This window comes from Bacillus sp. T-10(2022) (genome assembly GCF_056502895.1).
Window position 1 is genome coordinate 2,389,410 of the sequence record NZ_CP113518.1, and the last position, 19,587, is coordinate 2,408,996.

Annotated in this window: 15 protein-coding genes; 12 read left to right on the forward strand and 3 right to left on the reverse strand. The window is 40.1% G+C overall.

Annotation, left to right across the window (positions count from 1 at the left end):
• Positions 1–106: 106 nt before the first annotated feature.
• Positions 107–1,063, forward strand: a complete 957-nt coding sequence (locus OSJ91_RS11680; RefSeq protein WP_485891627.1) for a DMT family transporter — start codon at positions 107–109, stop codon at positions 1,061–1,063.
• Positions 1,064–1,948, forward strand: coding sequence for a DMT family transporter (locus tag OSJ91_RS11685; protein WP_485891628.1), 885 nt, complete (start codon positions 1,064–1,066; stop codon positions 1,946–1,948).
• A 251-nt stretch (positions 1,949–2,199) separates the two neighbouring features.
• On the opposite strand, the gene OSJ91_RS11690 is transcribed toward OSJ91_RS11685, so the two are convergent.
• The 3 genes from OSJ91_RS11690 to OSJ91_RS11700 form a co-directional block, all read right to left on the reverse strand.
• Entirely contained in the window at positions 2,200–2,769 is a 570-nt protein-coding gene (locus OSJ91_RS11690) for an MFS transporter (protein ID WP_350302360.1), read from the reverse strand.
• The gene (locus OSJ91_RS11695) at positions 2,766–4,196 is read right to left on the reverse strand and encodes an FAD-binding oxidoreductase (RefSeq protein ID WP_485891629.1); all 1,431 of its coding nucleotides are present in this window, start codon (positions 4,194–4,196) and stop codon (positions 2,766–2,768) included. Before OSJ91_RS11695 ends, OSJ91_RS11690 begins: the two co-directional genes overlap by 4 nt.
• Positions 4,197–4,363: 167 nt before the next feature.
• On the reverse strand, positions 4,364–4,969 hold the full coding sequence (locus tag OSJ91_RS11700) for a TetR/AcrR family transcriptional regulator (RefSeq protein ID WP_485891631.1): 606 nt from the start codon (positions 4,967–4,969) through the stop codon (positions 4,364–4,366).
• Between the two features lie 354 nt (positions 4,970–5,323).
• Here OSJ91_RS11700 and OSJ91_RS11705 point away from each other — a divergent pair, with 354 nt between their 5' ends.
• The 10 genes from OSJ91_RS11705 (at position 5,324) to OSJ91_RS11750 (ending at position 19,568) form a co-directional block, all read left to right on the forward strand.
• On the forward strand, positions 5,324–6,643 hold the full coding sequence (locus OSJ91_RS11705) for an MFS transporter (protein ID WP_485891632.1): 1,320 nt from the start codon (positions 5,324–5,326) through the stop codon (positions 6,641–6,643).
• Positions 6,644–6,922: 279 nt separating this feature from the next.
• The gene (locus OSJ91_RS11710) at positions 6,923–8,392 is read left to right on the forward strand and encodes a helix-turn-helix domain-containing protein (protein WP_485891633.1); all 1,470 of its coding nucleotides are present in this window, start codon (positions 6,923–6,925) and stop codon (positions 8,390–8,392) included.
• Between the two features lie 195 nt (positions 8,393–8,587).
• Positions 8,588–10,261 carry a urocanate hydratase gene (gene hutU / locus OSJ91_RS11715; protein ID WP_485891634.1) on the forward strand — a complete coding sequence of 558 codons (1,674 nt, stop codon included), beginning with the start codon at positions 8,588–8,590 and terminating at the stop codon, positions 10,259–10,261.
• The gene (gene hutI / locus OSJ91_RS11720) at positions 10,261–11,559 is read left to right on the forward strand and encodes an imidazolonepropionase (RefSeq protein ID WP_485891635.1); all 1,299 of its coding nucleotides are present in this window, start codon (positions 10,261–10,263) and stop codon (positions 11,557–11,559) included. The genes hutU and hutI overlap by 1 nt, the downstream gene beginning before the upstream one ends.
• 593 nt (positions 11,560–12,152) lie before the next feature.
• Positions 12,153–13,538, forward strand: coding sequence for an MFS transporter (locus OSJ91_RS11725; RefSeq protein WP_485891636.1), 1,386 nt, complete (start codon positions 12,153–12,155; stop codon positions 13,536–13,538).
• An 82-nt stretch (positions 13,539–13,620) separates the two neighbouring features.
• Positions 13,621–15,180: a histidine ammonia-lyase gene (hutH, locus tag OSJ91_RS11730; RefSeq protein ID WP_485891637.1), complete on the forward strand. Its 1,560-nt coding sequence runs from the start codon at positions 13,621–13,623 to the stop codon at positions 15,178–15,180.
• Between the two features lie 94 nt (positions 15,181–15,274).
• The gene (gene solA / locus OSJ91_RS11735) at positions 15,275–16,414 is read left to right on the forward strand and encodes an N-methyl-L-tryptophan oxidase (RefSeq protein ID WP_485891638.1); all 1,140 of its coding nucleotides are present in this window, start codon (positions 15,275–15,277) and stop codon (positions 16,412–16,414) included.
• Between the two features lie 254 nt (positions 16,415–16,668).
• Positions 16,669–17,427, forward strand: coding sequence for a 5-oxoprolinase subunit PxpA (pxpA, locus tag OSJ91_RS11740; RefSeq protein WP_350302370.1), 759 nt, complete (start codon positions 16,669–16,671; stop codon positions 17,425–17,427).
• 120 nt (positions 17,428–17,547) lie between these two features.
• Positions 17,548–18,687 (forward strand): NRAMP family divalent metal transporter, encoded by a 1,140-nt coding sequence (locus tag OSJ91_RS11745; RefSeq protein ID WP_350302852.1) that lies wholly within the window; start codon positions 17,548–17,550, stop codon positions 18,685–18,687.
• Positions 18,688–18,776: 89 nt separating this feature from the next.
• Positions 18,777–19,568 carry a putative hydro-lyase gene (locus OSJ91_RS11750; protein WP_485891639.1) on the forward strand — a complete coding sequence of 264 codons (792 nt, stop codon included), beginning with the start codon at positions 18,777–18,779 and terminating at the stop codon, positions 19,566–19,568.
• The last annotated feature ends 19 nt before the right edge of the window (positions 19,569–19,587 follow it).

The following is a 19,587-nucleotide window of genomic DNA, read 5'->3' on the forward strand; positions in this document are numbered from 1 at the left end:
TAAAACTGTACCGTTACAGATGCTTCTTATTTGTATTGTATCGTAGTGGAACTTTTAATACGATACTAACAACCGGCCGGGTGTTGAAAAGGAGGAGTTACTAAATATGCCAGAAAATAAAAAAGCCTATTTTGCGGCGATACTATATGCCATTATTATTGGATTTTCATTTATCTTTACAAAAATATCATTAATGGAAGCTAGTCCGTTAGATACATTGGCACATCGATTTACGATGGCTTTTTTGATCGCCATAATTTTTAAGCTATATAGGAGGACATCAGTGAAAATAAGTGCAAAGGATACTTTGAAAATTCTTCCGTTGGTGTTCCTTTATCCAATTTTATTCTTTACATTTCAAGTGTTTGGCCTCTTGTATACCTCATCTTCAGAAGCGGGTATTATCCAAGCGACCATACCAATTTTTACGTTATTATCAGCTTCATTATTTTTGAAAGAATACGCTGGTAGAGGTCAGAAATTTTTTCTTTATTTATCTGTGATGGGGGTTATCTTTATCTTTGTCATGAATGACTTGCAAATTGCGGCTCACAGTTTGAAAGGAACGATCCTGATCTTATTATCCTCGATTGCTGCCGCTCTCTATAATGTGGTGGCGAGGAAGGTAACAAAGCAATATTCACTATTTACGTTAACTTATGTGATGACGTTCTTTGGTTTTGTGGCTTTTAATAGTATGGCCATCATCAACCATGTAATTAACCAATCTTTTAGTAGCTTTTTATTACCCTTCACAAGTAGTGCATTTCTCCTTTTAATCTTATATCTTGGTGCATTATCGTCACTGCTTACTGCTTTTTTATCAAACTATGCATTATCCATATTACCAGCATCTAAAATGAGCGTTTTTAGTAATTTAGCGACATTGATTACGATCATGGCAGGGGTGATTTTCTTACATGAATTTATTCATTATTATCACGTTATAGGTGCAATGATTATTCTTGCTGGGGTAATCGGCACGAACTATTTTGGTGGAAATCGGTCAAAACATATCCGTAAGAATGTTGCCGATCCATTGCTGAAAAGGGAGGTAAAGTGAATGAATAAATATTTGTTGCTACTCTTGATTAGTGGTATATGGGGATCTCAATTCTTCTTTATTGCATTAGTCATAGAAAATGTTGGGGTTATTACATTGTCAGCCATCAAAGCATGTATCGGCGGTATCTGTTTACTCTTCTTTGGTTTTTTTTTATCAAAAGAAGAGCGAAGAGTACCCAGGAGTTATTATAAATGGTATATAATCATTGCTTTTTTCGAGGTTGTACTGCCATTCGTGTTTATTGCACAAGGCCAGAAATCGGTGCCTAGCAGTATCGCAGCGGTGCTGATTGGAATGGTTCCCGTCTTTACCATCCTCTTTTTACTAGCATTTTTCAAAAGAAAAAGCACAAGGCCGGAGATTACAAGTATCCTATTCGGATTTGCAGGCATTGTCTTCCTTTCCTGGCCAACACAAGGAATACAAGGCCTTTTCAACAGTATTCAGGGGAACATCCTATTGATATTGGCTGCCATGAGTTTTGGATTATCATTGATTTTAATGGAGAAATTAAACGAGGGATCTTCCGTTATTCATATGAGAAATGTATTACTGATTGCCAGTGCATTGCTCATACCCATGTCCCTTTTGTTTGAGCAATCTTTCGAATTGGATTTAGCACGATCTCAATCAATCTACTTAGCGATTTTAGGCATTTTCCATGCAGGTGTTGTTTATGCCTTATTTAATAGGCTGATTCGGCAAGAAGGCGCATTATTTACTTCATATAGTAATTATATAGTGCCTGTCATCGGAATGATTTTAGGCTTTTTATTTTTACATGAAGCGTTGTCTATTCATCAGTTGATTGGAATGGGAATAGTTATGATGTCATTAGTTTTTTTAGACGGAAAAATAATAACCAAGTTGATAAGAAAGTAGTATTTTATTATATGTGCTCTGGTCCGTTATCTTTAATTGTACTAATAAACGCAGTAATTTCAGAACTCGTATATTTAACGAAACCAAATTGAGAAAAGGGGAGCAGGTTTATTATATCTTTGTAAGATCATTTTTTGTTTTTTGATCCGTAAATGATTTATATAGTAGAAGAAGCATCTGCTGAGGTTAATGCAGATGCTTCTTCTACTAAAAGGGGTAACGATTTATTGGCGCTAACCAGTAATAAATGCTTATATTTTTATTTTTTCTGCATTAGATAGTGAAGTATTTTTCTCAATCTTCATTATAATAAATCCACTCCAGGCAAACATTAAGGAGGCAATGTAAAAGATGCTGCCGATCGTTAAAAAGTCGACTAAATATCCGGTTGCAATCACCGCAGCCGCAGCACCGATGGATGTCCAAACATGGTAGTTTCCAATTTCCTCTCCCGCTGTTTTCTTCGTAACATATCTTGCCAGTACCGTTTTTTCAGTGTTTTTTTGCACTGCCCCAAGTACCCCCATAATGATTTGCAGGAGATAGACATGCCAAATTTCATATGCGAGGGGAAAGGCAAGAAGGATAAGTGCCATCCCCCATGAATAGATAAGGAGAAATGCTTTGTCACCGGCTTTGTCAGTGAATTTTCCGATTAAAGGATAACTAAGTGCTGCAGTCAATGAAAATATTCCATATGCCCACCCGAATTGCGAATAACTTGTACCTACATTTTTGATTAGCAAAATATAAAAAGGGAAAATCATGCTGGCAGCCATTCCAACAGTGCCTTGGTAAAAAACAAAACGTTTATAATTCATGGATGATACTCCTCATAGAAAAGATTCATGAAGCGATTATCAGAATCATATTTCTTTTTTAATCGAAAGAATTCCTCAGTACGCGGATACGCTTCAAATAATTGTGTCTTGGTTGGATACCCATAATAGGGCAGATAGTAGCTGCCGTTATGGTCAAGCGTCACATCAATCATATTACGGATGACCCTTCCCGTATTTTCCTTACTATCGTTATCTGTCCCTTGATTGATGAGCATTACAAGAGCGAACATATCATCCTTGGCATAGGACATGAGTGATTCATCATTATGTTCCACATAACGAATTGTAATATTTAATAAATTGAAATCTTTCTCATCAGATAAGGTATTTCTTAAATCATCGATATAATCAGCAAATTGATCAATCGGAACGAAGTATTCTTGCAGTACTTCAGTTTTGGTGGGGTTGCTGTAATCCATAAAGGCTGAGTCCGACCGCATCACATTATTCCTCGAAACCAAGTTGCCATCAATATTGGCCGTGTAGGTTTTTTGAGTTTCCCAAAATCTTTTTTTACCCCAGTCATTAAAACGTGATAGGCCAAGAAAGAATTTAGGCACAGCAATGATCGTTTCCCGTTTGAGAGTATTGTAGTCAGGTAGCTGTGTTTGGTCATTTGCCTTATAATAATCCGTTACATACATTTCATCCAAATAGGAGCCAGGAGCAACCGATATTCTTGCAAGGTGCATTTTAACATCATCGTTTTGGAGAACTTCTCTTTTAAAGTACGACGTATATTCATCATAATGGAGTGATTTAGTTTTAATGTTATAAAGTTCGTCATCGGTAAGGTGGAGTGTTACATCGAGTATTACGCCAAACAAACCATACCCGCCAATAACCGAATGGAAGAGCTCCGAATTTTCTTCGCGGCTCACTGTTAGGATTTGTCCTTTTGCGTTAAGCAATCTAAAAGATTCCACGGTTTCTATCAAGGCATGATGACGGATATCGCGTCCATGGACATTAACGCTCAAAGAACCGCCGATGGTGAAAATGTTTTGAGATTGACTGACCTTCAGTGCAAGTCCATATGGGTTGATATATTCCTGGAGAGCAGCCCAGGTTGCTCCGCTTTGGACCGTGATGCGTTTTTCTTTTACATCCAATTCAAGTATCTTATCATAGTGCTTCATATCGAGCAGGATCCCATTTGGATATAATGTCTGCCCTCCTTGGCTATGCTGCATTCCGGCAATTGAAATGGGATCATCGTTTTTTTCGGCATCCAAAACGACCTTTTTGATTTCTTCTTCACTATCTTCCGCCTTAATCGTTTTCATTTTAACCGGCATCAGCCGGCTGATATCTTTGGCAATAGGGTGGTCAAGCTTGAAATTAAAAGCCTGCAGCGATAATCCAAATAATAGTGCATATAGGATGATAAATAAAAATCGTTTCATGATATCTGGCTTTCGACTCCTCATTTAATATGTCTGACACTCAATTGAAAATAATGAAAAAGTATGAACTTTATAGATTAATGGAGTTACCCTGACCATTCAGTGAGATTGGGGTTAATATTGAATTAATGTCAGAATTTTTGAAAATGAATCTTTTGATTTAAGTATTAGTTCTTGGTTTTCAGCCCGTTAATGATTGTTTTGGTTAGCGGTATGGATAGTGATTCCAAGCTTTGTTCAGAGTTGTTTAATCCCCAATGATAGATGATTCCCATTAGGCTTTGGGTGATAAGTTGTGAAATTTCGTTAACTGATTGGTCAGTGCCAATGTCGTTTTGTTCTTTCGCCTCTTCAATTAATGAACGAATAATTAGGAATAGTGAGCGATTTGAATTTGAAAAGTAAGTATGTTCTTTCGAATCTAAAGCAGAACTGTAAATCACTTTCATTAAATCTTTGCCCATTTCTTCTTCCAGAAAAAGCATCAATTTGCGTATGAAAATAAATAATTTCTCGGTAGCGTCCATATCGACTGGGAACGATCGGAAGACTTCACGATAGTAATCATCGACTTCTATGAATCTCACTAAAAAAATATCCGATTTCGCTGAAAAGTGTTGGTAAAATGACCCTTTTGATGTGCCGCTTTTTTTCACGATTTCGTCAACGGTGACTTTATCATAACCTTTTTCGCTAAATAGCTTTAAAGCTATTTTTAATATTTTTTCACGAGTCTTTTCTCCCCTAAGCTGTTTCTTTCTAGGCTCGATCATAAAAAACCTCCAAATGATAATTGACAGAATATTCCTATATAGTTTAATATCAGACTACAGTCTAGTTAAATGATTGGTGGTCTATTTAATCTAACGTAGATCATCAATAATCACAACGCTTTCTTAATCGCATTTAGCATTTTTAGAAAGCGTTTACAAAGTTTTGAGATCAAGTATGGGGGAGGTTAGTTCAGTTTAAATTAGGAGGTTTTTCAAGTAGATGAATTAGGAGGGGGTATCAGGATAAACTTAAAGACCTAGGAATGAACCATAGTATCGGGAAGCAGGAAAAGTGATGTGCGTTAAACGGATTATTTTTTGGGAAATAGTAGCAAGAAAAGGGAGGGAATATTCTTGAAACATTCCAGTGGTGAAATAGAGAAAAGAACGATCAGTAAAACGATGAAACGGATTCTTCCATTTATCTTGCTCCTTTATATCATTGCATACTTGGACAGGGTCAATTTAGGCTATGCTGCTTTACAAATGAATGCAGAATTAGCCTTATCCGCTGAAGTTTTTGGATTGCTTTCCGGCATTTTTTTTATAGGCTATTTTTTCTTTGAAGTTCCTAGCAACATGATCATGCATAAAGTGGGAGCTCGGATATGGATTGCCCGCATAATGATTTCGTGGGGACTCGTGGTAATATTAACAGGTTTTGCGCAAACAACGATGCATTTATATATTCTCCGTTTTTTATTAGGTGTTGCCGAAGCTGGGTTTTTTCCTGGTATAATTTTGTATTTAACTTATTGGTTCAGGGCCCGCGAGAGAGGACGGGCAACAGCGGCCCTGCTTTTAGCCTTACCGATTGGCGGATTGATTGGTGCGCCTGTGTCGACGTGGATACTTGACAATATTTCCTGGTTTGGTATGGCCGGCTGGAGATGGATGTTCATCCTTGAAGGCATTCCGGCCATTATTATCGGTGTTATTGTTGTTTTCTATTTAACTAATAGACCGACTAACGCTAAATGGTTATCTAAGGAAGAAAGTGATTGGTTAGAAGGGGAATTGAGTGCGGAAAGAAAAGTTAGCTCGAAAATAAATAAAGTCACAAAGCTTGCTATGCTGAAAGATGCGAAAATTTGGAAGCTGGCCCTATTTTATTTCGCGGGGTACACATCTATCTATGGATTGTCATTCTGGATGCCAACCATCATTAAATCTTTATCGGAAAATGCAACAACCAATTTAGAAATAGGCTGGTTAGCGATGATTCCATCGTTAGTCGGCATACCTGCCGTTATATTTGTGGGCTGGAATTCAGATCGGACCAATGCACATAAATCACATTTGCTCGTTTGCCTCATGATAGCAGTTGTCGGATTTATCGGGTGCGGCTTTTCAGATAGTGTTTTTATGATGGTGCTTATGTTAACGATTACATCTTTCGGTTTATACGGCTTCAGTGGATGTTTCTTTGCCTATATGACATTTTTCTTCACTGAGTCCACTGCACCAGTTGGAATAGCCATCGTCAATTCAATTGCGGCTTTAGGAGGTTTTGTAGGACCGATGATTCTCGGAACTGTTGCATTTACTCAAGGTATGTTTATTTTATCTGGATTACTTGTAATAGGAGTCATCACCCTATTATCATTAAAATTGACAGATGCTTCAGCGGAAAACGTCGTAAAAGAAGTTGAAGTAAATATTAATCGATTATAAAGGTTCTAAATGTATTGAAGATTAAAAGAAAAGAAACATCATTGGAAATCACAAAGTTCCTATGATGTTTCTTTTTGTAATTTCATATGGCTACTTCCCGAGCAGATAAAAATAACGGCTGAGCATGTCAAAAATTTAACCTTAATCGCAGGTTCTGCCCAATAAGACTTGTTTGTAGTTTTCGGCGGGATTAGAATGGAGATGAGATACAAGTCTTTTCAATTGCTGACTTCATATTTATTTTCATTACAGGAATATCAGCAGAAATGAGGTGATGATGTGGAAATTCATTTGGTGGCAAAAGATGAGATTGAGGCTCAAGGAATTCGTTGGATAGTCGAGTCCCACCTAACGGGAGTTAGACTGATCTTATGGAAAACGATTGAAGAATTTGAAAAGGGCATCCGCAATCAGCAACCGGCATTCGTTATTTTGGATATGGATATTTGGACGGATGAAAGTGAGGCGATGGGTGTTTCGTTAAAGCGAAGGGGAATTCGATGGTTAGGGATTTCATCTGAGCGAATTTTTCAGACGGCTTATCGAGCTTTACGTTTCCGTGCTGAAGATGTATTATTCCGTCCTTTTTCTTCGGCGGATTTGGTAAAACATATCCAACAATTGCGTTTTCAATTGAGAAATGGTCCAAATCTTCTCTCATCAAACACCATGGATGATGGGAATGCTCTGGATATTGGGTATCCTGATTTCTTCTTGACGGACCGGAGGCATGAAAGTCGAATAACCATGGTCGCTTTTTTGACACCTGATAACAAGACCCTTCCATTAGTTTATGATGAACTGCAACGATATTCTTTTACTGGGAAGAATCAAATCTTCGCTTTATCGGATTTTATTTTATGTGTCCAGGAAACAAAGGAAGTTGAAGTTTATAAGGAAGAGTACCAAGCGTTTCTTGCCCACTGGAAAGAAAGAATGGATGAGCCCCTTGCCATCATTATAAAAGCGGCATCTTCAGATGAGTCTTTAAAAAGGATGTATCAGCAAACACGTGAATTTACGAGACAAATCTTTTTCGATGGATATGATATCATTTTAGCCGAAAGTCAACAAACTTCGCATCAAGAGATGGATCCGTTCCTCACGCCTCTTGAACAAAGACTTTGGATAGAAATGCTCGAACGACGGGATGCGAAAGCCATCAGGAACTGGATTGAGCGTGAATTCCTTACCTTTGAACGACCATACCCCGACCCGGAAATCGTTCGTATCCGCCTTACAAGCGTACTTGCTCAGATTCGTAGGCATATGAAATCATACAACTTGCAAACTGCCTCTTTAGAAGCAATATACTATGATGTATTTCAACAAATTGTACATAAACCCGTCATTCATCAAATAGTAAAAGAGCTGCATGCGTTCACGACCCATATGCTTCTGCAGGATCATGGACAATTACAGGAAGGTGCGCGCACAATTAGTGAAAAGGCAAGAGAGCTGATCGAGTCCAACTATTGGGACGCCCAGTGGAATCTAGCAAGTTGTGCAGAGACTCTGCGTATCAATAAAAGCACACTCAGCCGACGTTTTGCGGCTGAATCCGGCGAGACTTTTCGAAATACGCTGCATCAAGTTCGAATTAGGGAAGCTAAACGTTTATTAAAGGAAACGGATTTATCATTGGAGGAAATCTCACAATTGGCCGGCTATTCACATCAAACTTATTTTAATGCAAAATTCAAATTGCTTGAAGCTTGTACACCATCAGCATATCGGTCTGGATTATAAAAAAGGACGATTCAATAAATGAATCGTCTTTTTTTATTTATTTCATAACAATGTAATTCATGAAATTATTCATAAAAAAATAAAGATAACTACAAAAAGTGTAAACAAATTATAAAATTATCATTAAATTATAATGAATTATTCTGAATTTTTCTTATAGAATGAAAATATAACAAACCAAGGGGGAAAGTGAAAATGAATACGATTACAAACAAGGTTATACGTTATAGAGGTACTGATTTGCATACGAAAGGCTGGCAACAAGAGTCAGTGCTTAGAATGCTGATGAATAATTTGGATCCTGAAGTCGCTGAACGTCCTGAAGATTTGGTTGTATACGGAGGGATTGGGAAAGCAGCACGTAACTGGGAATGCTTTGATGCAATCGTCAAATCACTAAAAGAGCTTGAAAATGATGAAACTTTACTGGTCCAATCAGGGAAACCGGTGGCAATTTTTAAAACGCATACCGATGCACCCCGGGTCCTGATTGCCAATTCAAATATCGTCCCGGCGTATGCAAACTGGGAAACATTCCATGAACTTGATAAAAAGGGCTTGATGATGTATGGGCAAATGACGGCTGGAAGCTGGATATATATTGGCTCTCAAGGAATCGTACAGGGTACATACGAGACATTTGCCGAGCTTGCAAAACAACATTTCAATAACTCGTTAAAAGGCACCATCACTCTTACGGCAGGTCTAGGCGGCATGGGTGGGGCACAGCCACTGGCAGTTACGATGAACGGTGGGGTCTGTATCGGAATCGATGTTGATGAGACAAGAATTGACCGGAGGATCGAGACTCGTTATACCGATGTGAAAACGGATTCTTTGGATGAAGCCATTCGTTTAGCCAAAGAAGCTAAACTTGCAGGAAAAGCATTATCGATTGGTTTGATTGGGAATGCTTCAGATATTCTTCCGGAAATGATCGCAAGGAACTTCATTCCGGATGTCTTGACTGATCAGACTTCCGCCCATGATCCGCTAAATGGATATACACCTTCAGGTATGTCAATGGCGGAGGCGGCAGAATTACGAAATGCGAATCCAGAAGAGTATATTAAACTCTCTAAAGCTTCAATGGCCAAACATGTTAGCGCGATGCTTGAAATGATGGAAAAAGGAGCCGTGACGTTCGATTATGGCAATAACATCCGTCAAGTTGCGAAAGATGAAGGCGTAGAGAATGCTTTTGACTTCCCTGGCTTCGTTCCAGCGTATATCCGTCCACAATTTTGTGAAGGAAAAGGTCCATTCCGCTGGGTCGCTTTATCTGGTGATCCTGAAGACATTTATAAAACAGACCAAGCCATTTTACGCGAATTCGCGGATAATGAACATTTATGTAACTGGATTAGAATGGCTCAAGAAAAAATTCAGTTCCAAGGTCTGCCTTCCCGCATTTGCTGGCTTGGTTATGGGGAGCGCGCCCGTTTTGGTAAAATCCTTAATGATATGGTTGCCAGCGGTGAATTGAAGGCTCCGATAGTAATTGGACGTGACCATTTGGATTCAGGCTCTGTCGCTTCTCCAAATCGTGAAACGGAAGCCATGAAGGATGGATCGGATGTAGTGGCTGACTGGCCGATCTTAAATGCAATGGTGAATGCAGTGGGCGGCGCAACTTGGGTATCCGTACATCATGGCGGTGGCGTAGGAATGGGATACTCAATGCATGCTGGCGTGGTAATTTTGGCTGACGGCACCGAAGAAGCAGCAGCCAGGATTGAGCGAGTGTTGACAACGGACCCTGGGATGGGTGTAGTGCGTCATGTTGACGCAGGATATGAACTGGCAGAGGAAACAGCCCGTGAAAGAGGTATTAATATCCCGATGCTTGATAAAGGAATTGATAAATAATGACAAAACCAATTTGGATAAAACATGCCGCTCAACTTGCTACCCTTACATCTGAAAGGAAAGGTCCGCGTTCCAAAGAGGCAATGTCGGAGCTTGGTTTGATAGAGGACGGAAGTATATGGATCGAATCTGGGTTGATTCAAGCTGTCGGTACAACCAAGGAATTGGAAAAACTCTATGCTGATAGAATGCATGAAGCTGAAGTTTTCGATGCTACTGGCCATTTGGTGACACCAGGCCTTGTTGATCCCCATACGCATGTTGTATATGGCGGAAGCCGTGAGCGTGAATTCGAAATGCGTCTAGAAGGTGCAACATATATGGACATCATGAACGCAGGTGGGGGCATTCATGCAACCACCCGCATGACAAGGGAAGCAAGTGAAGAAGAGTTGATGGAACAAACCATGCGCCGCCTTGATTCGTTTCTCGCTCATGGCGTGACTACTGTAGAAGGTAAAAGCGGTTATGGAATGAATTTGGAAACCGAATTGAAGCAGTTGCGGGTGATGAAGAAGTTACAGGAAGAGCATCCGATTGATTTAGTTCCTACTTTTATGGGAGCCCATGCGGTTCCAAAGGATTATAAAGGTCGTGAGGATGAATTTGTCGATCATCTGATTAATGATATGCTTCCAATCGTCTCTGAAGAAAAGCTTGCTGAATTCAATGATGTGTTTTGTGAAAAAGGGGTTTTTACCCCTGAACAATCAGAGCGGATTTTAAAGGCGGGGAAAAAGTACGGCTTGATCCCTAAAATTCATGCTGATGAAATTGAGCCATACGGGGGAGCGGAACTAGCTGCCAAAATAGGGGCTATATCAGCTGAGCATTTATTAAAGGCTTCCGAAGAGGGAATTCAAGCCATGGCTAAGTCAGGAACAATTGCCTGCTTGCTTCCAGCCACAGCTTTGTATTTAAGAGAAGATGCGGCCCCAGGACGCCGAATGATTGATGAAGGTGTAGCTGTTGCCATTTCGACCGATTGCAATCCCGGATCCTCGCCGACGACTTCCATGCCGCTTGTCATGAACCTGGCATGCATCTCGATGCGGCTGACCCCTGCTGAAGCGCTTACGGCGGCAACATACAATGCTGCTTGTGCAATCAACAGACAAGAAAAGGTAGGTTCGCTTGAAGTAGGAAAACAAGCGGATGTCGTTTTATGGAATGTTGAAAACTATCAGGAATTGCAATATTTATTTGGGGTTAACCATGTTAAGACTGTATGGAAAAACGGTGTTCAAGTTGTGAATGATAAAGTGAAGTCTGATTCCAAAAGCCTTACGGGCCTTTAAAAATCAATATTCTCAATCAATGTCTACCCATTCCATCCGCTGAAAAATTCAGGGGATGGAATGGGCTTTTGGAAGTATACAACAAATGTAATGGTGCTGAATAGTAGGATGATGATCTATCATCCTACCCATTTTCAGCGTTATACACTTTACTGCTTTACAGTGAAATTAAATGAAAGTGTTTTAAGGAATTCGTGGAAATGACTCTTCCATGTGGAGGGAATTTTATGTGGATAATCACTATCCATTCGAAAAATGGCATAAAAATGTTTGAGTTTACCACAGAAAAGTAAGCTAGGGAAAAATTCGAGGTAATGGAAGGCTGTAAAATACTTAGTGAAGTCATTTATTTCAATGATATACAACTGATCGAATCTTAAACTATATTTTCATATATTAAATAGAATTTAAAAGGTAGTATGATTTGATATAGTTTATAAAAAGAGTATTATTTCATAATATTCTTTGCTGAATTTTTTTATAGTATTAAGCTTAATCGATTCATTCAATTTCAGGGTCACTACTGGAGATTTACAGGAAGAGTGTTTTTTTGAATCGATATATCTTATAAAGCAAAAAGTGGAGGGGATTCTTTGAACGAACAAAAATTCACTATTGACGATGCCCCATTTAATAGGTTTCATTTTCGAATTGCAGGACTTACATTCGGTTCCAGCTTTTGTGATGGCTATTCTCTAGGGATCATTGCGATGGCCCTGACAGTTTTCGGTCCTCAAATGAATATGAATTCAATGTGGACAGGGCTGATCGGCAGCTCTGCTTTAATCGGTCTGTTTGCGGGATCTTTAATACTTGGAAGACTTTCTGACCGTGTAGGCAGACAGAAAATCTTTCTCGTAAACTTTTTACTTATCACGGTAGCTACTATTTTACAATTTTTTGTTAGCAGTCCAGAAGAGCTTTTTATTTTACGGTTGCTGATTGGATTTGGACTTGGAGGAGATTACGCTGTCGGTACGACTTTGCTTGCCGAGTTTTCACCTAAAAAGTATCGCTCCTCTCTCCTCGCGTCTATAAACGTAGTATGGACGCTTGGATATGTAGCATCAAACTTTGTTGGTCATTACCTGGGACAGGCTGGTTCAGACTCATGGCGTTGGATGCTTGTCAGCGCTGCCATTCCGGCTATTGTGGTTTTAATCTTAAGAATAGGAACGCCTGAATCACCAAGATGGCTTGTCAGCATGGGGCGAGTCGAAGAAGCTCGCCAGATTGTAAAAAAACACCTTGGATCGAACGTTGAAATGGGGGAAACGACGACTGGCACAGAAAAACAAAAGACTCTGGGATTTCGTGGACTTTTCAGTAAAAGGCTTCGTAAGCGTTTGGCTTTTGGCGGAATATTCAAATTAACTCTTGTTATTCCGTACTTTGCAATTTACACTTTCCTGCCCTCCATACTTAGTACAATGGGTTTTGAACAGAACTTTTTTGCCGATACAATGTTAAATCTATTCTTGCTTGTTGGGGCAATTGTTGGTCTTTGGCTGCTTGCAAAATTTTCTCGTAGAGGATTTACCATCGGGGCTTTCACGATCCTTACCGTTTCATTGTTTTCACTCAGCTTCTTGCACAATGGTTCTCAATTCTTAATGTTGGTAGCCTTCTTGATCTTTACTTTTTTCATGTCAGCAGCATCGAACCTTACATTAGTATACCCGGCAGAGCTTTTTCCAACTGAGATCCGTGGCTCGGGAATAGGCATGGTTACGGCAATTAGTCGGATTGGTTCTGCAATTGGAACATTTTTGCTGCCTGTTTCTTTAAGTTCATTTGGATTAAGTGCCTCAATGGCAGGAATGGCAGCCATTCTGCTGGTCGGCTTGATCGTATCGATCGCCTGGGCACCTGAAACGAAGAATCTTTCATTACATGAAGCAAGTGACCCTTTGCTAGAAGCGGAGAATTCTCCGAAGGGAACCGCTCTTCCCTTTACAGAAAATGAAAAAATAACATAAGATTGACTTCCAGCGAATAAATGAGAAGGACCAAAACTTTTTTCTCCTTCTTGATCAGTCATATGAGAGGAGATGTATAAGGATGACAACTACCGATTGTTTACATCCTATGGATATTAAAGAGGTTGTAATAGGAGATGATGCCATCTCAATCGAAGAGGTAATTGCGGTTGCAAGATATGGTGCAAAAGTTACTTTCACTGAGGCATATTGTGAAAGGGTGGATAAATCACGAAGCTTAATAGACAAGTTTTTAGATGATAATAGATTGATTTACGGTGTAACGACAGGTTTTGGCAGTAATATGACGGAGGTGATTTCTCCACAGGACGCCGAAACCCTTCAACGGAATATTGTTCGTTCACATGCCGTTTCTGTTGGGGAAACTCTTGAAAAAGAAGTCGTAAGAGCCATTCAATTGATGATCCTCGTGAATTTAGGCCAAGGATATTCAGGGGTCCGTTTACAAGTTTTAAAGCTTATCGCTTTACTGTTAAATCACGATATACTTCCCTATGTTCCAGGTGATGGGTCAGTGGGGTATCTTTCACCTGAAGCTCACATGGCCTTAGTGGTGATTGGTGAGGGAAAGGCATGGTATCAGGATGAGCTCATACCTGGCAGGGAAGCTTTAGAGAAAGCTGGTTTAGCACCTGTTACGTTAGGTGCTAAAGAAGGATTGGCACTTATAAGCGGGACTACTTCCGTTACTGCGATGGCTGTCCTGGCTTTATACAATAGCATGCAAGCCGCGAAAACCGCCGACATTACGGGAGCTATGTCCTTAGAAGTGCTAAAAGGTACAATAAAAGCATTTGATCCCCGTCCCCACGCATTGAAAAAACATGAGGAACAGGCTAAGACAGCCAGAAATGTTACAAGGATTCTTGAAGGCAGCCAAATCATTGAAACTTACAAGGAACATAGATTACAAGATGCACTTAGCTTACGATGCATTCCACAAGTCCATGGAGCCATAAAAAGAGTATTGAAGGACGCTGCTGTTTCGATCGAGAATGAAATGAACTCTGTAAGTGACAATCCTCTGATTTTTCCGGAAGAGGAAGATGGAATTGCCATGATGGCGGGAAATTTTGATGGTTCATTTGTTGGGATTTATTCGGATGCGATTTCCATCGCGTTAGCAAACTTAGCAAAAATAACAGAACGAAGAATAGATCGGCTTGTAAACCATCACCTTAGTGAATTACCTAATTTCTTAGTGGTTAATCCGGGTTTAAATAGTGGCTACATGATTCCGCAATATACAGCCGCCGGGCTATTGAATGAAATCAGGGTGCTCTCCCATCCAGCCACAATAGATAATATCCCTACCTGCGCAAATCAAGAAGACGTGATAAGTTTTGCCTATTTCGCTGCGAAGAAAGCCTATCGGATTTCGAAGAAACTTGAATATATTTTAGCCATTGAACTGATGACGGCAACCCAAGCAATGGATTTTCATCTGCCCTTGAAACCGTCACCGGTTACGGAGGGGGTATATCATTTAGTTCGGAGCGAAGTCCCGATGGTTGAAGAAGACCGCTTTTTCCATCCTGACATTGAAGCGATATATAGGCAAATTCATGAAGGGGAAATAGTGAAGTTCGTTGAAACGTCAATCGGGGAAATAGAGTTCTAAAACTATGTGGAAGCTGTTTTACTTTATTAAATAAGGTAAAATGGCTTCCTTTTTTTAAAATGATGGATCATATTTAAAGGAGGAGGGATGAAAGATGCATTATGATGTAATTGTAATTGGAGCTGGATCTATGGGAATGTCTTCAGGTTATTATCTATCAAAAAAAGGACAAAAAGTATTATTATTGGATTCCTTTGCTCCTCCTCATAATAAGGGCAGCCATCACGGGGAAACAAGAATTATTAGACATGCTTATGGTGAAGGCAGGGAGTATATTTCTTTGGCACTTAAATCCCAAGAGCTATGGGGTGAGTTGGAAAGAAATTCGGGGAAACAATTATTTCTTCCAACGGGGGTCCTGAATGCTGGTAGCGAAAATTCCACTTTCATTAAGCAAGTGATAGCGGGTTCAAACGAATATGGGTTACCTATGAAAATCTTGGATTACCATGAAATTCATGATAGATGGCCTGGAATAAAACTGCCGGAAGACTACATTGGATGCTTTGAATCGACTTCGGGCGTATTGAAAAGTGAAGAGTGCTTAAGAGCGTATCAGCAACTTGCGAAATCTCATGGTGCCGACATCAGGGTAAACAGTGAAGTGAAGAAGATAGTTGTTCATGGGGATGGGGTCACGATTAAAACGGATGAACAGACATTCCACTCAGAATCTTTAGTCGTTGCAGTTGGGGCGTGGGCACCGAAAATATTGGCGATGTTAGATTTAAATCTGCCGCTGGAACCCATCAGAAAAACATTTGCCTGGTTTCATGCAAATGAAAGATTATATAATCATAATGATTTTCCGGCTTTTTCTTTTGATACTTCAGTTGGTACATACTATGGCTTTCCTAGTATAAATGGTTCTGGAATGAAAGTAGGGAGACATGATGGGGGAACCCGTATAAATCCTGATGGCTGTATTGAAGGTTTTGGTGAATTGGATGAAGATGAGGGAGATTTGGTGAAGTTTTTGCGGAAATATATGCCTGCTGATCAAAAATTGAAATATGGGAAAACTTGCATCTACACCATGACCCCTGATGAGCATTTTATAGTGGATAAACATCCTTATTATCCACACATTGCCATAGCGGCAGGTTTCTCTGGACATGGTTTTAAATTCAGCAGTGTCATGGGAGAAATATTGAGTGACTTGATTATCTCCGGAACTAGCAAGGAAGATATTTCATTGTTTTCTATTAATCGATTTAAAAATTCATTGTCATAATATACTCCTGATTTTAGTGCTGTAATCATTGCCGTTGCTTCCTTTCAAAGGAAACAACGGCTTTTTAGCATTAAACAGTAAATGTTAGGTTACCTAACAAAATATTGTCGAAATAATTAATATATGCTAGAATGAGAATATTCCGAAATATGAAACTCTAATTCCGAATTTCGGACCTAACACATTTGAGTGATTGAAAGAGTAACTACATATTTTTATTTACTGAAATTTCCGTTAATAAAGGAGAGGGTAGTATGAACACGGTTGATTTGAATTGTGATTTAGGAGAAAGTTTTGGCGCTTATAGGATTGGTAATGATCAAGAGATTTTGGATTATGTAACATCTGTCAATGTAGCTTGTGGATTCCACGCTGGTGATCCGACAGTCATGAGAAAAACGGTTCAGCTTGCTTTAGGGAAAGATGTCAAAATCGGAGCCCACCCAGGTTTACAGGATTTAATAGGATTTGGCAGACGCAATATGAATATTTCACCACAGGAAGCTTATGATATTGTCGTCTATCAAATTGGTGCATTGAATGGCTTTCTGCAATCCGAAGGCGGAAGTATGCAGCATGTGAAACCGCATGGGGCTTTATACAATATGGCCGCAAAGAACAAAGAGTTATCCATGGCCATTGCCGAAGCGGTATATAAAGTGAATCCTGAGCTTATCTTATTTGGTTTGTCAGGCAGTGAATTGATACGTGCCGGACAGGCTATCGGATTGCAAACCGGGAGTGAAGTATTTGCCGATCGAACCTACCAACATGATGGTTCATTGACTTCCCGATTGGAAAAGGACGCATTGATCGAAAACGATGATGATGCCGTTGCCCAAGTCATTCGCATGGTGAAGGAAGGGAAAGTACTGTCTCAGCAAGGCTCAGATGTGGCTTTAAAAGCAGATACCATTTGTATTCACGGGGACGGGGTACATGCTTTATCCTTTGCACGGCATGTTAAGGAATCATTACAATTATCTGAAATAACAGTCAAGTCCTTTACTTGAAAAAAATAAACAATCAGGAGGCAGATTCCATTGGAGCCAATCAAAAATACAACAGCACAGAAAAAGAATCCGACTAAGCCAAAAACGAACCGCACTTTATTGTTAGGTGCGGCATTCCTAATGGCAACTTCGGCAATAGGACCTGGCTTTTTAATGCAAACAACCGTCTATACCCAAAGTCTTGCGGCAAGTTTCGGTTTCGTTATTCTTATTTCGGTCATTCTTGATATATTTGCCCAAACAAATGTATGGCGCATTATTGCTGTATCCGAAAAACGCGGTCAGGAAATTGCAAACATGGTCCTTCCTGGGCTGGGTTATGTACTGGCAGCTCTGATCGTCATGGGCGGGCTGGCATTTAATATTGGAAATATAGCAGGAGCTGGATTAGGTCTTAATGCAATGACGGGAATATCTCCAACAGCCGGGGCGGCAATAAGTGCAGTCATCGCCGTACTGATTTTTGTAGTGAAAGAAGCAGGAAAAGCGATGGACCGTTTTACGCAAATCGCCGGATTTTTCATGATTTGTTTGATGATTTACGTTGCTTGGACAACCTCTCCTCCTGTAGGGGAAGCGGTAGTGAAGACCTTTGTGCCTGATAAAATCGACATTATCGCGATCGTTACATTAGTGGGTGGATCTGTAGGCGGCTATATTACTTTTGCGGGAGGCCATCGTCTATTGGATGCAGGCGTGAAGGGCGTTGACTCATTACCACAGGTCACGAAGAGCTCGGTAATGGGGATCCTGATAACGACGGTCATGCGTGTTGCGTTATTTCTAGCAGTACTGGGTGTTGTATCGAAAGGTTTACAAATTAATCCGGATAACCCTGCAGCATCCGTTTTTCAACTCGCTGCGGGTGATATAGGATATAAAATCTTCGGTATTGTCATGTGGGCAGCAGCTATCACATCGGTTGTAGGAGCTGCATATACTTCGGTTTCATTTATCAGAACTTTCAGCGAAAAGATAAATAATAAGGCTAACTGGATAATCATTGGCTTTATAGCCGTATCGACCATATGCTTTCTATTGATTGGTCAACCGGTTAAAGTACTGCTTGTAGTTGGGGCCATTAATGGACTCATCTTACCAATTGCTCTTGGAACATTGCTAATTGCCGCATATAGGAAAAACATCGTGGGTGATTATAAGCATCCTTTATGGTTAACGATTTCCGGTGTATTCGTGGTAGTCATCATGGCGTTAATGGGCGTATATACATTAATGAAACAACTGCCCGCACTTTTTTAATGATTAATCAATGTAAACCCAATTAATAAAGGTGGAAGTGGCGTGCCAGTTTGTGACTGGCTGCAGTTCTTAATAGGAGATGAATACTAATGATCGACCTTTCTCAAGCTACCCCGGCTAAGTTGCGTTCAATGATTCGAAACAACGAATTGATAAAACCGACCGCTGGCATGGCTAACGGTTATGCACAAGCGAACTTAGCCATCTTAAAAAAAGAGCATGCTTTTGATTTCTTATTGTTCTGTCAGCGTAACCCTAAATCCTGTCCATTGCTGGACGTTACGGAAATCGGTTCACCCATTCCCGCATTTGCAGCAAATACGGGGGATATACGCACCGATATTCCTAAATATAGGGTATATAAATATGGAGAATTAGTGGAAGAAGTAACCGATATCTCAAACTACTGGGAAGACGATATGGTTGGATTTTTAATCGGGTGCAGTTTTACATTCGAACACGCCTTAATGAATAATGATATATCGATTCGTCATATTGAAGAGGGATGCAATGTACCAATGTATAAAACCGATATCCCTTGTATTGAAGCAGGGATTTTTCATGGGAAAATGGTGGCTAGCATGAGGCCGATTCCACAAAAGGATGTGGTGAGGGCGGCTCAAGTGACATCGCGGTTTCCTGCCGTTCATGGCGCTCCGATCCATATTGGTGACCCTGAAGCGATCGGTGTTTCCAGCATTCAGCAACCGGATTTTGGTGATCCAGTAACGATTCGTGAAGGGGAAGTCCCTGTCTTTTGGGCATGTGGTGTGACACCTCAATCCATTGCTATGGAGACTAAACCGGAGATCATGATCACGCATGCACCTGGATATATGTTCATAACGGACATTCGTGATGAAAAATTAGGAGTTTTATAACGTACAGAAAGAGATGATT

Excerpts from the sequence above, each read along its gene's own strand:
- OSJ91_RS11685 (WP_485891628.1), top strand. The coding sequence starts at position 1,064 with ATGAATAAATATTTGTTGCTACTCTTGATTAGTGGTATATGGGGATCT.
- solA (WP_485891638.1), top strand. The coding sequence starts at position 15,275 with ATGCATTATGATGTAATTGTAATTGGAGCTGGATCTATGGGAATGTCT.
- OSJ91_RS11695 (WP_485891629.1), bottom strand. The coding sequence starts at position 4,196 with ATGAAACGATTTTTATTTATCATCCTATATGCACTATTATTTGGATTA.
- hutI (WP_485891635.1), top strand. The coding sequence starts at position 10,261 with ATGACAAAACCAATTTGGATAAAACATGCCGCTCAACTTGCTACCCTT.
- OSJ91_RS11700 (WP_485891631.1), bottom strand. The coding sequence starts at position 4,969 with ATGATCGAGCCTAGAAAGAAACAGCTTAGGGGAGAAAAGACTCGTGAA.
- hutU (WP_485891634.1), top strand. The coding sequence starts at position 8,588 with ATGAATACGATTACAAACAAGGTTATACGTTATAGAGGTACTGATTTG.
- pxpA (WP_350302370.1), top strand. The coding sequence starts at position 16,669 with ATGAACACGGTTGATTTGAATTGTGATTTAGGAGAAAGTTTTGGCGCT.
- OSJ91_RS11680 (WP_485891627.1), top strand. The coding sequence starts at position 107 with ATGCCAGAAAATAAAAAAGCCTATTTTGCGGCGATACTATATGCCATT.
- OSJ91_RS11745 (WP_350302852.1), top strand. The coding sequence starts at position 17,548 with ATGGCAACTTCGGCAATAGGACCTGGCTTTTTAATGCAAACAACCGTC.
- OSJ91_RS11750 (WP_485891639.1), top strand. The coding sequence starts at position 18,777 with ATGATCGACCTTTCTCAAGCTACCCCGGCTAAGTTGCGTTCAATGATT.
- hutH (WP_485891637.1), top strand. The coding sequence starts at position 13,621 with ATGACAACTACCGATTGTTTACATCCTATGGATATTAAAGAGGTTGTA.
- OSJ91_RS11690 (WP_350302360.1), bottom strand. The coding sequence starts at position 2,769 with ATGAATTATAAACGTTTTGTTTTTTACCAAGGCACTGTTGGAATGGCT.